Below are 12,525 nucleotides of genomic sequence, written 5' to 3' on the forward strand. Positions count from 1 at the left end.
CCTGATGGGTATCTGTTTTATCCTTTATTCTGTTTCTTACCACTACACACGTATAAAACTGAGAAGTTGGGACGACCAATGTCTCAATTTAAGGTAATATAAAAAAAAGGAAACCAGATCTGGTTTCCTTTTTTATTAATGAAGGGGGTTATATCAGCGAGTGAACCGGTAAGGTTCGAAATCGACAAAATCAGTTGCTTTTACGTCAACGCTTACACCTTTTCCGTTTTTTGTCATAAATAATGCAGGCGCCGTTCCAAAACGAGGATTTGAAAACGTGATCCGGAATTCGTCTTTATCCATGTAATCCAGTCTGGCGGTTAAATCAGGGTGATGTTGAAAGTGGATAAGTAAACTGTTTTTTGCCTTACTGGTAGGGTCTATATCAACCTTTATTGTTCCGTATATTGGATTAATAAATGTACCGGTATAAGCCGCTAAAGGAATGGGTGTCTGATTGTTTTTAGCGACGCGAATCTCCAGGTCTTTAATATCCTGGTTTTGTTTTTTATCCCGGCGAAGGGTACGCTGCATAAAGTAGCTCCCCCGATCCGTGTACGGGGCTTTGGCATAAGCATCTAGAATTTGAAAGCGGAGTGCTTCATGAAAATTACTATTATCCTGATTCATCAGAATAACGATCCCTAGCTTTCGAGAAGGAACAAAGGTGGTGTTCGTGTGAAAACCAAAGGCTCCTCCCGTATGGGAATACACATCCATGTGTTGATAATCGACCAGGCCAATTCCCAAACAATAAAAATCATACGTAAAGGGAGCAACTGGGTGTTTCTGGTAGGAAATAATCGTATTGGGACGCCGGGTTTCTTCCAGAACGGAATACGGTAAAATCCGCTTCCCTGCATAGCGGCCGCTGTCGACCTGCATGACTAACCACCTACTGATATCGTTGACCGAAGAGATCATGCCCCCGGCGGGCCCCAAATTGTCCAGATTATCGAAAGCGACTTCCATCAACTCCCCTCCGCTCGTACAGCAGTTTGTATAGCCGTAGGCAATATTTTTTCGCCTGGCATAATTAGCGGTTAACAAGTACGTGTTGGTCATTCCTAAGGGTTTGAGTATGGTTTGATCAACGTAGGAATTCCAGGGCTGCCCGGTTACCTTCGGAATGACTAACCCAGCGGTCACGTAGCCGGCATTTGAATAACTATAATCTTGTCTGAACTGGCCCGTTGGTTTTAACAAGCGAAGATTCTTCATCACGTCCTGCAGGCTATAACTGGAATTCCAGTAGACAAAGTCGCCTTCGTATGCTTTTACACCAAGTCGGTGGCCCAATAGATCTCGAATCGTCGCCATTTTTGTAGCCAGCGTATCATATAAGGCAAAATCGGGGAGATATTTAAGGACTTTATCGTCGAGGTTTAATTTCTTTTCTTCGGCTAAGTTGGCTAGGGCTGTAGCCGTAAAAAGCTTTGTATTGGAGGCAACATAGAAGAGCGTGTTGGCATCGACTGAATCCGGTTTGCCAAGTTGTCTGACACCGTATCCTTTTGATACAATCACTTTACCATTTTCAACGATGGCAATGGCTAATCCCGGTATTTTTCCCTCCGCCATATTTCGTTTAATGTACCTATCAAGACTGTCTGTAACAAAGGCTGGGGTTTGAGCTTGGAGCTTCACTTGAATGAGCAGATAAGTCAAGAAGAGGAAGTAAGTGGGTCGTTTCATAGATATATGGAGGCAATAATTCAGGTTGTTTTATTAAGTTGGGCAGAGGCCTCTACCCCCTTATATGAGTTTATTCCCACGAATGGGTTTTTGTAACTATTTGCGAGATCCATTTCCCTCCAGGCGGTCCTGTTCATTCTGAGAGCCAAAGGTTCGTTCTTCAACACTTTTGACTTTTAGATTGCCGAGACGATACGTGTACGTCAGGAGTACTTGCTGGCTTTCGTACCGATGCGAAAAAGCAATACTATTGTTTAAATAGACCCCATGATTTTTGATGCGGATTGAATGAAAAATATCAGACGCAGCTAACTTCAGTGATGACCGTTCTCCGAATGATTTCTGTAGGCCAGCGTCTATACTCCAGAGTGGATCATATTGAAAATAACCGATCACAGCTTTGGTTCTGCCAATGAAATTAAGATTGGCCGTAAAATACTTTGTTTTGAACGTATTAAAAAGTCTAAGAATGGCAGTTGACTGACCGGTGTAGCTGTCAAAATCATTATAATTTGAGAAATAACGGGTATTATGCGCCGTTAAGGCAGCCTGTAGTTGCCAATAATTGTTGATGGACAGTGGGTAGGAAAGCGTCATCGACCAACGGCGTTCCCAGTTAAAATTTATATTCGTGTTTAACGTTGTGGCCTGGATTGAATCGATCCGGTAAATTACTTCCGTAATGCGGTTTTGTGTATTGAAGTACAATAGTGTCAAACTTAAGCGCTTGGGTGTGGTCAGTGTGGATTGAACCGTGGTTGTATATTGGGGTAGTAATAGTGGGTTACCCGTGTACAGAGTCAACGGATCATAGTAAACATAGGCGGGATTAAGCAGGTCGAATGCCGGCCGAACAATGCGTCGATTAACGGATAAGCTTATTCCGTATTTGCTATTGGCACGGTAATTCAGATTCAATGACGGGAATAGATTTGTGTAATTTCGGGCAATGGTTTGATTACCCGTCGATCGCCCATCATACGTTGTATGCTCGAGTCGCAAGCCTGCCGATACATTGACGTTGTTCACCCTAAATGAAAAGTTACCATACGCTGAACTGGTATTCTCCTGATAATGAAAGCCATTAACCAGTTTAGATTCTACAGGCAAAAAACCCGCTGTAATGGCGTTCACTATTGGATGATTATTCATTATAATCGAGCTAAATTTTAGGCCCGTTTCGAAACTCCCTTTCTTTAAAAAGGTCGATTGATAGTCTACTTTGGCGGTTTTGATGGAAACTCGGTTGGGATATGTTATACTAAATGATTCGGTTGATGGGAAGTTGTTAGTTCGTTCCTCAAACAGAGCAGTTGACCGATAATTGTCATCATAGCTAGCCATATCGACATCGCCACTCAGGGACCTGGTACTCGAAAAATTGGTGCGAAAGTTTACGTTGGCGGCCAGGTTCCAAATCTTCTGTTGCAACTGATTGGTTGCATCAATGTGCACCAGGGGCGCATTGAGCTGAGATAACCGGTAATCCAGTGAAGCCGCTGGATTTTGCGTTTCGTTGGTGTGGGATAGCTGAAGCACGGTTCCAACCACCGTTTTTTTACTGATTGTCCAATCCCAGCCGGTCCGGACGAGTTGGCTAAACCGATCCACGTAGTTGAATTGATTACTATTTGAATAGCCCTCCGCTGTGTTCGTACCTCCTAATGTCTGCTGCCGCTGCCAACTATAAAAGGTTGGCTGATAATTTGGGGCTATGAAGAAAGTCGCTTGTAGTTTTTTGGTTTGCAGACTGAGTGAAAGAGACCCGTTACTTTTTACGTAGCGACCGGCCCCACCGGTCAGGCTATATTCACCCGTCAGCCCTTCCCGAATCAGATTCCGAGTCTGGATAAGAATAACACCGGCACCGGCCGCGTCGTATTTTGCGGATGGAGACGTTAATATTTCAATCTTTGTTACGTTGCTGGCGGGAAGGTCCTGGAGAAAGGATACAATTTCGTTCGAAGATTTATTCACCTGTTTGCCATTTAGGTAAAGCACCAATCCTGTTTTTCCATCTATGGCAATGGTACGGGCGATTGGATCAATTGTGAGTCGGGGGGCTGCTCCCAGTGCGTCAAATGTAGTCCGGCCCGCATAAGCCGCGTTATCTTCCAAATTTATAAGGATGCGGTCACCAGTCAATTCAAACAGGGGCTTAGTATCCTTAACGGTTACTTCCTTCAACGTAACAGCCTGGCTTTGTAAGGTTAACATCAGCGGAGCGCTGGCTAGCGAATCTTGATCTACTACCGTTTTCTGAAAGGACAGGTATCCAATATGTGAGACCTTCAGCAGAAGGGTATCTCGGGAGCGATAGCTAAGGCTAAAGGCCCCTTTTTCATCGGAAAATGTGGCTTTTAACAAGCTGGAATCCTTTTTCAACAGTGACACTAAACCATTTGGGATGAATTCCCCTTTGGTGGTTTTCAAGGCACCAGCAATTATTTTTAAGGGGATAATTGTAGTATCACTAATTACCCCTTTCATTTGTGCATTAATTCGGTGAACGGGTAAACTCATCAGCATAAAAAAGCTGGCGAGGCAGATTTGGTGCGCATTGATCAATCTAAAATTTATCATGTTAATTTATGCTGCATTTCAAACTTAAAACTACTACAAAATTATTATTTGCCGATGATCCAGATCATCCGCAACCCAAAAGGGCATGGAACTGGGAACGTAGGCTCTATCATGCCTTATTTTGGGGGTATAACATTTCGACGTCGCTTATTGCCCTGAATAAACAGCTAGAACCTGCTCCGGGTGTACCAACTTCTACTGATTTACTAGTCTATATCGCTGGAATCCATATCATAACGACCTGGATTGCCTTCTACGTAATAGGCTACCAGGTAGTTCCATCGTTTATGAGGTTGCTACTGACAGTACGGGGAAAAAACGAAATTTTGTTGCCGAACCTGTTATTTGTGGCGGGTTCGTGGTTTATCATGTTGTGTCTTTTTAACATTTCGGATTATTATTCCTTCGGGTATGCCATTCGTCATTTTACGCCCGTTCCTGGTTACATAACCCGAGTTTATACCATTCTGGAAAAGGGGGGGCCGTTGGGCTTCTTATCCGACTGGTTTACGTATACGTTCATATCGGGTTATAACGTGTCCTACGTTCTGCTACCCTTACTGCTACGTATCATCCGTGAAGCTATATCCTGGGGGGTTTTCAGTATTTCGGTAACGGAAAAAAACAAGCAGCTGATTACCGATCAATTGAAGGTTGTCGAAGAGAATAAACATTTACTGGAGGATCAGATAAAGACGCTTAAAGACCAAATTAATCCTCATTTTCTGTTTAACGTATTTAATGCTATCTACGCTCAGATTCATACAACCAACGCTGGGGCGCGTACGCTTCTCGGTAATTTGTCGAAACTGATGCGCTATACGCTTTACGAAACAGACGATCTTTTCGTTTCCCTTGCTCTTGAGTTAGACTTCATTCGAAATTACATCGACATTGAGAAATCGCGTGTTTTTTCTCCGGAGCGGATTGAAATTACAATCATAGGGGATCCTAAACCCTATCAGGTGCCTCCCCTGCTGTTAGTAACCTTTATTGAAAACGCGTTCAAACATGGTTTAGGCAATAGTTACCTGGAAGGCTGGGTCCGAATCAGAATCGTCATTAACACAACCAAGGATTGTTTAGAAACCGAAATCAAAAATTACGTTTCGCCTGATGAGCCTTCTTTAAATGGTACGCCTATTATTGATCAACTGCCTAAAATTGGAGGACTCGGCCTGAAAAATGCCACCAAGCGGCTGGACTATCTCTTCCATGACAGATATACATTGCGGGTTATACAACCTGAAAATGAATACCATGTCAACCTTAGCATTCCACTTAACCGGGTTTAAGTCCATGAATAATTCGCTCAAAAAAATTAAGTGTCTGATTGTAGAAGATGAGCCGAACGCGCAGGAGTTGTTACAGGATCATATCGAGTTAACGCCTAGTCTAACGTTTGTTGGGGTCGCGTCAAATGTGCAAGAGGCTATCCAACTTTGCATAGAACAAAAACCTGATTTACTACTGCTTGACATACAGATGCCCCGATTTTCCGGCTTTGATTTGCTGGATGTCCTTCCCAAGCCCGTCCCGCTGGTTATTATTACAACGGCTCATAAAAAGTACGCAATAAAGGGCTATGAACATGCGGTGATTGACTTTTTATTAAAGCCCGTCTCCTATGAGAAGTTCGCAGCGGCTGTTCAACGGGTGGAAGGACAGATGGGTATTTCGCGATCCGATTTTGAATCTACCATCGATGAAGCTTACGTGGAAAAGACTTCCAGAATATTAATTGTAAAGGAAGGTCGTGTTGATAAAAAAATTCCATATGAGTCAATCGATTACTTAGAGGCTGATGATAATTATGTAAAAATTCATCTCCTGAAATCAGCCAAAGGTTTCATTATGACTAAAAATACAACGACTAAACTGCTGTCTTTACTGCCAGAAGAGGAGTTTATTCGCATTAATCGTAGTTATGTTGTTCGCGTTGATCAGGTTAGTAAGGCTACGCAGGCTAGTATTAAATTGTTCTCGGGTCAGGAGTTACCAGTCGGCCCCAAATACAAATCACATGTGAAGGATTTCTTTGCCTACCTGACCAGTTCGATTTGAGCCCTGAAATCATCCCCTCACCAACTTTTCATGAAGTTCACCAACTTTTTGGCTGTACCTGATTGATTTTTTAACTACTTGCAGGCAAAAAAAAGCTTATGAAAATAGATCAAACGCAACCGGAAGTAGGCTTCAGCATAGTGAAGCGTCAAATTGCAAGCCGCCAGACTATCAGAAAAGGCGCTGGGCGAATTAACTCAGGCTCGACCATTGTTGTCACTTTTGCCTGAGTAGCATGAGTTGCTTGCTGAAGCTGGATAAAAATGAGTTTTTATCGGGATTTATGTAGTTTACGTTAGGCTAGCGTCAAAAATTTCGTAACAAAAATGGAAATTTAGTACTTTTACCTCGGTTGAAACATAATTCGTTTAAGTTCTATGGAAAACTCAATGCCTTATTCAGCTCAGCAACTTCTTGGTATAAAGAAGCTTAATTCACGGATGACCCGCGTTAAGAATTGCACCAATCCTAAAGCCGTTACAAAGCAATCGACTGGCAGCGTTCATACCTGGGATTAAGACTGCTACGTTTTTCTACCTGAAGAATCCCGCTTGATCAACGATTAAGCGGGATTCTTTCATTTTATCAGTTACTAATGGAATTCGTTTTTAATCATTTTAACTTTTTTTGCCTGCGAGTAGCCCAAAAGCCGATCACTTATCTGCGCGACAGTATTGATGCTTTTCGAACAGGATCCTCCGAGTTGGACACAGGTACCCTTCTACAGCATATTTTGCATCAGCCCTGGTTAAAAGAAGCGTTGTATCTGGCTTCTCCTGGCTTATATACCAGTTGGTTAACCGCCATCGAAACGGGCAAAAAGCCCAGCCAAGCCGTGGAGCAAGCCCTGTGGCGGTACGTATTCAGAGCCTATAGCCGCTCTACTCCCTTTGGGTTATTTGCGGGTACCGCTATAGGCACTATTTCAACTTTGTCTGAGTTGACTTTCGATTCAGACCCTTGGAAGCCTGACAGTCGACCGGATGCATCGGTTATAATTGGTATTATACACGCCTTAGAATCACACCCTCAAAGTAGGTCCACACTTTCATATCGTATCAATAACAGTGTGTACAAGGCGGTGCAGTCCTTCAGGTACTCAGAAACAAGTTTTGAGGGTGATGATACAAAGATTAACTTATCCTCCGTTGTAAGCAGCCCTCAATTGGAAAGCTTACTGGGCCAATTGTCAACGACGCACTTTGAGTCCTATCCTCAGCTTCTGCTACTAGCGAATAGCCTTCATTTAACTCCCGAGATAATAGATGCTTTAATCGATGCCCAATTATTGACGAGCAATTTACAATTGCCGGTTACAGGGGCCAGTATGCATAATTCGCTGCTGAAACAGTTGGTTTCATTAAGTGTGTTGGAGCCGGTTAGGTTATGGACCAGCCAACTGGAACAGGCGCTACAATGGTTAACTCCTCCCTTGTCAATACAAAGACTTATCAGCGCTCAGGAAACGTTATCTCAACTTTCGGTAGAGACGAATCAGGAGACGACTGTGCCAAAATCACTAATCCAGACTGACCTCTATTTCAAACCAGCGCGTCTATTACTCGATCAGTCAACTGTCTTAGCCATTGCCCGTCAGTTTAATGAGGTTTTGCCTGCGATTCAAGCAACAGCCAATTCTCCTTTTCAAACATTCCAATCGCAGTTCAAAGAACGCTATGGCCACCAAACCGTGGCATTGCTGGAAGCGCTAGACCCAGAGATCGGGATTGGATATAACACGGATGATTTAGCTAAATATCCGCTGTTGGCCGAATTGGCTCACGTGAAAAAAAATTCGGTTCTACCCAGTACTTTATCGAGGGATCTGGACGATTTTCGCCAAACTCTCTTCAAACGGCATCTCCTTAGTAACAGCCATGAAATAGCCATCACCGAGTCGGATATTAAACAGCTTCGGGAAAAACGAATGCCAAAGCCATTACCTGCTTGCTGGTTTGTACATGGTGAACTGTATCGGATCAAGGGGGATAACATTCAAGCACCTACCAGTGGCTCACCGGCTAACTGGACATTTTTGGTTAATCCCAGTGTGGCACCTAATCCAACAGCTTTGCTGGGACGATTTTGTTTAGGAGATTCAGCACTCACGGACGCTTTGCAAAGTCTGTGCGCCTGGGAGCAAGCCCAGTTCCCGAATGATATTCTGGCTGAATTTGTCCACCTACCAACTCAATCAACATCAACCGGTAATCTGATCGTACGGCCAGTTCTGCGGCCCTACGAAATACCGTACTTGAATCCAGCTGCGGTTGACCCACAACATACCCTTTTGCTTTCAGATTTATACGTGACGGTAACGGCCGAGGACCAGGTCATTCTTACGCATAAACCGACAGGGAAGCGCGTACGTCCCCGTCATAGTACGGCCCATAATTCCCTCCGTGGAGATGAAGTCTATCAGTTTATTTCTCACCTGCAGCATGCCGAAAGCAACGCTCATTTCTGGAGTTGGGGACATTTCGAACAGATGCCTTTTATGCCCAGACTTGTCTATAAAAATTTAATAGTCTCGCCTGCTCAGTGGACCCTTGACCGGGCCGCCGTATCAGACTGGCAAACTGCAACGATTGACGAGCTGCGCGGCCTTTATAAATTACCCCGTTACGTTCAGGTGATAGATGGCGATAATAAGCTACTGCTCGATCTGGAATTTGTGCCTACTCAGCAAATACTACTCGACATGTTTAGCAAGCGAAAAGTGCTGTTGTACGAATGGCTGGGGGATTACTTTGATCATTGGGTGCAAAACGGGTCAGACCGCTATGAATCCGAATTTATTATTCCTTTACGTACTGAAAATAGCTTTACTGAACCACTTAGGTTACCTCCACTTTCGGCCACAAGTCGAAATTATTTTCCTGGTCAGGAATGGTTTTATATTAAACTTTACTGTCAGGAACTCGCCAGTGATCTCTTACTATCTAAAGCAATCAAACCTTTTTGGCAGCATATCCATTCAAAGGGATGGAGTACGCAACTGTTTTTTATCCGGTATACGGATCCTGGGTACCATATCCGGGTTCGGTTTTTGTGCGATCCAACTAAAGTAGACTTGATTTTTCAGCAACTGCCCGCCTTTTTAAAGCCCTTTTTAGACTCCAGATTAATTGAACGCTATCAGATCGATACATATCAACGCGAACTAGAACGATATTACCCCGAACTAATGCCTGACACGGAGTCAATTTTTGCGGCAGACAGTCAACTTGTACTTCAGTTTTTACACCAGGCTGAACAACCCGAAGAACTAGATCGCTACGCCTTGAGTATGGGTAGTATTGATCAATTGTACGCGGACTTTGGCCTGTCTATGGAGGTCAGAGCGTATTTAAGCGCCACCTTGCAAAAAACATTCTGGCAAGAGCAGGGATCAGATAAAGAAATTAAAGGCAAGCTCAACGACATCTATCGTTCCTGGGAAACATCATTAGTCGAGACCATGCAGACGCAGGCCCCCCTGTTAGAAATGCGTAGTCAGGCAATCCATCACCAGGTAGTTTCTGTTCAGAACTTTTTTACTAGCCAGCCAAATCCGAAAGCCCTTTGGGATTGGTTAACCCAGCTGAATCACATGAGTTTAACCCGAATTTTTACGGGCCAAAATCGACAGCATGAAATGGTTACCTACCATTTCTTAGCCCGGTATTATGCCTCAAAGGTAGCCCGGAAAAAGAAAGCGCAACCCATTGAATGACCTTATCTCCAAAGTAACACTCTAACTATCAATCGGTAAACTCTTAAACTTGTCAGTTTTCTAAACGAGTTGACGAGACTGAAGAATTTTCACTAGCAGCCAGGAATACATTTACTCACAATGCCATCATTAATTTCACCCCCGTTTAAAGCCTTTTTTAAACGAATTTCACCCACCTACCAACTATTCATCAAGTTCGCGGATTTTATTTTTCGCAATTCTTTTTTCAGCGCAATTTAGAGTTGTAAATCTTACTTTCAGTCATCACAAAATAGGCTTATTTATGACTTCCTTACTTTATCCCTTTGTAAATTTAAACGCTGAATTTTCGTTAACGCAACAAATTTTAACTAATCAGCGCTTATCCGGCACGGTCAATATCCAATGGCAGATTTTGTTGAGTTACACGGAAGAACGAATAAATGGGTTGCGTGTAATTGATCGCCTAAATTCCTTCCATACGATCCTTTTACGAAGTGGTTTAAATTTATTTAGCCTGGAAATGGAGCTCATTGAGCAGGAAGATAATTCCATTGAATTACAACCTAATGAACTCTTTCAGGCTTGGCAACTCAATGAAATGGCGGGTATAGATACAATCTTGCCTGAAATTGAACGAGTTAAACAAATCCTAACCCAGTGTAGCCAGGAAAAATTGATATCTAAAGATGAAGTATCGATCCTTTATTGTGGCTTACACTTATTGAGTGTTGTACTGGAAAAAATTAAAGTCGCTCAATGGCATTGAGCAGTAACTGAAAGTAAAAAGTTTTATAATCTAGTTTATAGATAATCGATACCCGTGATTTTATTAGGTCGCGGGTATTTTTTATTTCTGTTTAGGGAGCACACCAGAGAGTCTACTCAAGTGGCAAAAATAATCCATCAGCAGACCCGGTGATAGGATGAACGATTTCAATGATTCGTTTTTTTGTTGTATACCTTTTCGGTCTTTCTCATCCATTAGAAATCGGTAGCGATCCAGTATTGTCTGCTTATCAACGTAATTAATTGACAATTCCAGTAGGTTAGCAATCTGGTTTCGTACGCAGGCTAAATTTTGAGCCTCAATTGGTGACGGCAGCACCAACGACCACCCTTTTTTGTAGAGGAGATGCTGGTATGGCAGCCTCGATGCGTTTTTTCTACCCGTTCGTTTTTGACCGCTCGGCCAACCTTTACGCTCTTGCTGCGGATGGGCGTAACGATAGCGTGCAGGTGGGGGCTGGTCTCGTTATGGTGAGCGATAGCATGTACTATGTTAGCCGCTCCGTATTCCTGGCGTAGGAAGTCCATCGCTTTGACCTGGAAGGCTTTCCAGTTGGGGTCGTTAGGATGATTCTGCTGGAAGTGTTCAGGGCTGGCCGAGATGAACACATCGATGGACACCACCGCTCCTTGGCGGGGCTCGGCGCCGGCTTAGTCGATGCGTACCTGCACATCGGTCATAGGATCGTCGGTGCCGTCCAGCCGTTGATTTAACTTGAGCTTTTCCGAATCGGCGTTTAAGGTTTCCCGTTGGCGCTCGACATGGGAGCCGTGGCCACCCACGTTACCCATTGTTTTCATTTTCGCCACGCGTAGAATAGCATAAGCCATAGCCATAGTATCAATTAGCGTTTAGGGTGCGCCCTGCGAGGCGAATGGAACGAGGGAATCTGATCCGTGGGGCAGTTCACTCGTGGAGTGAGTTCCACCTTTGTTTTTAAAGGTGGTACGCGCGCGAAAGCAACGGCAAGCTAAGAAACGTTTTGAAATGTTAACAAGAGGGCGCGGATTTTCTTTCCCTGTTTTATAACGAGGTAATCAGTTAAGGGGCTGGCCAGCCTTACCGCTTACCAAATAACCACTCCCGTAAACTGGCCGGGCGGCGTTCGATGGCTTCTCGAATGGATTGCAATTCGGTTGCTTGGCTAGCCTGCAATTCGGCCTTTAACTTTTCCACCAAATCACCGACCAAGTCTTCTGGGCAAGCAGGCGGTTGATTGCCTTTTTTAAGTACATTGGTAGCGGCTTCCCGTAACTCGGCATTAAAAAATTGGCCGAGTGTCTTGCCCGATCGGGTGGCTGCCTTTTCGATCACTAAGTGGGTTTCAGGCTCAATACCACGTATGGTCCATTTAGCCGGTTCAGTCGATTTTGCAGCTGTGGGAGCTGTCGGACTTTTTTGGGTTTCTGTCTGCCCTGTTGTCTGCGGGTCTAGATCGGGTGCTTGATCCATTAGAGGTGTGTCGGACTTTTTGTCCGACACATAATTAGGCAAGATTCTAGCCTTCTACAACCTGTCGGATATTTCAAAGTATTTGTCCGACTGAATACAATTCTGTATCAGGAATAATTTTTGATTCCTAGAACGCTTGCGTGTAATAACAAGTCATTGGCAGAATATGCACGCGTTAACTATGTACTAAACAAAGCAACAATTATTGTCATACTTACCTATTACTTCTTATTTGTGTTAGCTATAT

At 43.7% G+C, this 12,525-nt stretch carries 8 protein-coding genes and 1 pseudogene; 5 read left to right on the top strand and 4 right to left on the bottom strand.

The annotated features are described in order from the left end of the window. Window positions 1–153: 153 nt before the first annotated feature. Together BM202_RS26510 and BM202_RS26515 are read right to left on the bottom strand one after the other, a co-directional pair. Window positions 154–1,695: a serine hydrolase gene (locus BM202_RS26510; protein ID WP_093831892.1), complete on the bottom strand. Its 1,542-nt coding sequence runs from the start codon at window positions 1,693–1,695 to the stop codon at window positions 154–156. A 96-nt stretch (window positions 1,696–1,791) separates the two neighbouring features. Continuing rightward, window positions 1,792–4,278, bottom strand: a complete 2,487-nt coding sequence (locus BM202_RS26515) for an outer membrane beta-barrel family protein (RefSeq protein WP_093831894.1) — start codon at window positions 4,276–4,278, stop codon at window positions 1,792–1,794. 8 nt (window positions 4,279–4,286) lie between these two features. Between BM202_RS26515 and BM202_RS26520 the strand changes: the two genes are divergently transcribed. The 5 genes from BM202_RS26520 (at window position 4,287) to BM202_RS26535 (ending at window position 10,805) form a co-directional block, all read left to right on the top strand. Further along, a complete protein-coding gene (locus BM202_RS26520; protein ID WP_093831896.1) occupies window positions 4,287–5,573 on the top strand; it encodes a sensor histidine kinase in 1,287 nt (428 codons plus the stop codon). Window positions 5,574–5,577: 4 nt separating this feature from the next. After that, a complete protein-coding gene (locus BM202_RS26525) occupies window positions 5,578–6,342 on the top strand; it encodes a LytR/AlgR family response regulator transcription factor (RefSeq protein ID WP_177236687.1) in 765 nt (254 codons plus the stop codon). A 377-nt stretch (window positions 6,343–6,719) separates the two neighbouring features. Further along, complete coding sequence (locus tag BM202_RS37390; protein WP_177236688.1) at window positions 6,720–6,860, top strand: hypothetical protein; 141 nt, start codon at window positions 6,720–6,722, stop codon at window positions 6,858–6,860. Between the two features lie 77 nt (window positions 6,861–6,937). Further along, window positions 6,938–10,057 carry a lantibiotic dehydratase gene (locus tag BM202_RS26530; protein WP_093831900.1) on the top strand — a complete coding sequence of 1,040 codons (3,120 nt, stop codon included), beginning with the start codon at window positions 6,938–6,940 and terminating at the stop codon, window positions 10,055–10,057. Between the two features lie 283 nt (window positions 10,058–10,340). Continuing rightward, a complete protein-coding gene (locus tag BM202_RS26535; RefSeq protein WP_093831902.1) occupies window positions 10,341–10,805 on the top strand; it encodes a hypothetical protein in 465 nt (154 codons plus the stop codon). Window positions 10,806–11,110: 305 nt separating this feature from the next. Here BM202_RS26535 and BM202_RS26540 read toward each other — a convergent pair. Together BM202_RS26540 and BM202_RS26550 are read right to left on the bottom strand one after the other, a co-directional pair. Further along, window positions 11,111–11,662 (bottom strand): annotated as a pseudogene (locus BM202_RS26540) (plasmid recombination protein). 223 nt (window positions 11,663–11,885) lie between these two features. Beyond that, complete coding sequence (locus BM202_RS26550) at window positions 11,886–12,278, bottom strand: hypothetical protein (RefSeq protein WP_093831908.1); 393 nt, start codon at window positions 12,276–12,278, stop codon at window positions 11,886–11,888. Window positions 12,279–12,525 lie beyond the last annotated feature (247 nt).

Origin of the sequence: Spirosoma endophyticum (assembly GCF_900112365.1) — a bacterium.
GTDB lineage: Bacteria > Bacteroidota > Bacteroidia > Cytophagales > Spirosomataceae > Spirosoma > Spirosoma endophyticum.

Coding starts and splice junctions, on each gene's coding strand:
- BM202_RS26525 (WP_177236687.1), top strand. CDS start 5,578: ATGAATAATTCGCTCAAAAAAATTAAGTGTCTGATTGTAGAAGATGAG.
- BM202_RS26550 (WP_093831908.1), bottom strand. CDS start 12,278: ATGGATCAAGCACCCGATCTAGACCCGCAGACAACAGGGCAGACAGAA.
- BM202_RS26520 (WP_093831896.1), top strand. CDS start 4,287: ATGCTGCATTTCAAACTTAAAACTACTACAAAATTATTATTTGCCGAT.
- BM202_RS26510 (WP_093831892.1), bottom strand. CDS start 1,695: ATGAAACGACCCACTTACTTCCTCTTCTTGACTTATCTGCTCATTCAA.
- BM202_RS26535 (WP_093831902.1), top strand. CDS start 10,341: ATGACTTCCTTACTTTATCCCTTTGTAAATTTAAACGCTGAATTTTCG.
- BM202_RS37390 (WP_177236688.1), top strand. CDS start 6,720: ATGGAAAACTCAATGCCTTATTCAGCTCAGCAACTTCTTGGTATAAAG.
- BM202_RS26530 (WP_093831900.1), top strand. CDS start 6,938: ATGGAATTCGTTTTTAATCATTTTAACTTTTTTTGCCTGCGAGTAGCC.
- BM202_RS26515 (WP_093831894.1), bottom strand. CDS start 4,278: ATGATAAATTTTAGATTGATCAATGCGCACCAAATCTGCCTCGCCAGC.